This window comes from Cobetia sp. (assembly GCF_983723665.1).
This window is the reverse complement of sequence record NZ_CFDJES010000034.1, coordinates 16,290-17,709: the sequence shown is the minus strand read 5'-3', so window position 1 is coordinate 17,709 and position 1,420 is coordinate 16,290. Positions and strand designations below refer to the sequence as shown.

The 1,420-nt window shown below is 64.9% G+C and carries 1 protein-coding gene; it reads left to right on the top strand.

The window, feature by feature from the left end; genetic code table 11:
- Positions 1-125: 125 nt before the first annotated feature.
- The coding region (locus AC4FAH_RS05425; RefSeq protein ID WP_483236417.1) for a deoxyguanosinetriphosphate triphosphohydrolase at positions 126-1,420 on the top strand (1,295 nt) is incomplete at its 3' end.

Below are 1,420 nucleotides of genomic sequence, written 5' to 3'. Positions count from 1 at the left end.
GCCTGAGCGGGCTGGAGACAAGGAGAACAGGGTGCCACAATCCCTGTTCTCTTTTTTTATGCGCGTCATTCACCTGTTATCTGCTCGCCGGCGCCAGTACTCGGCGCCTGCCAAGGAGTTGCCTGATGTCATCGATGAGCTGGGAGCGACTGCTGGAACCGAGTCGCCTGCATGACGCACCGGGCACCGTATCGCGTGAGATGGGGCGGACTCCCTTCCACAAGGACCACGACCGCATCGTGTTCGCGGGCTCCTTCCGTCGCCTGGGGCGCAAGACCCAGGTCCACCCGCTGACCGACAACGACCATATCCACACGCGGCTGACTCACTCGCTGGAGGTCGGCTGCGTCGGCCGCTCGCTGGGCATGATGGTCGGCGAGAAGCTCAAGGAGCAGTTGCCCGACTGGATCACGCCGTCGGATCTCGGCGTCATCGTCCAGACCGGCTGCCTGGGGCATGACATCGGCAACCCGCCCTTCGGGCATGCCGGGGAGTACGCCATTCGTGACTGGTTCGCCGCCGAGGCCGCCAGTGATCACGGTCGGCTGGCCGGGCTGAGCGATGCCGAGCGCGAGGACCTGCTCACCTACGAAGGCAATGCCCAGGGCTTTCGCATCGTTACCCAGATCGAATACAACCAGTTCCATGGCGGCATGCGCCTGACGGCAGCGACGCTGGGCACGCTGCTCAAGTACCCGTGGACGGTGGAGCACGCCACGGCGGGCGGCAAGTTCGGCTGCTATCAGAGCGAGCGCGTGCTGCTGGATCAGGTCGCCGAGCGCTGTGGTTTGCTGGCGCGGGCCGATGGCCGCTGGTGCCGTCACCCGCTGGCGTGGCTGGTCGAGGCCGCCGATGACATCTGCTATGCGCTGCTGGACCTGGAAGATGGCCTCGAGATGGGCATCCTGCAGTTCGAGGAAGTGTTCGAGATTCTCACCGGCATCAGCGGTGGCGAGCCGCGCGAATATCAGGAGATGGTCGCCCGCGGCACCTCCCAGCGGCGCAAGGTGGCGGCGTTGAGAGGCGCGGCAATGGAGCGTGCCGTCAATGATGTCGCCGAGGCTTTCGTGCAGCGCGAGACGGAACTGCTGGCCGGCACGCTCAGTGAAGACCTGCTCGACCTTTGCCACCCCGACCTCGGCTGGGGCGTGCGGGAAGCCAAGAATCTGGCGCGCCAGAAGATCTTCCGCAACGAGCGCAAGGCCAAGCTGGAGATCGGCGCCTACACCACGCTGGGTATCCTGCTCGAGGCCTTCATCGGCGCTGCGCATGAGCTGCATACCAAGGGGCGCTCCAGCTTCAAGCATCAACGTGTGCTGGCATTGATCGGCGAGAACACGCCGACCAAGGACTGGGACCTCTACCGCAGCTATCGGCGCATGCTCGACTTCATCGGCGGCATGACGGACCACTTCGCGGT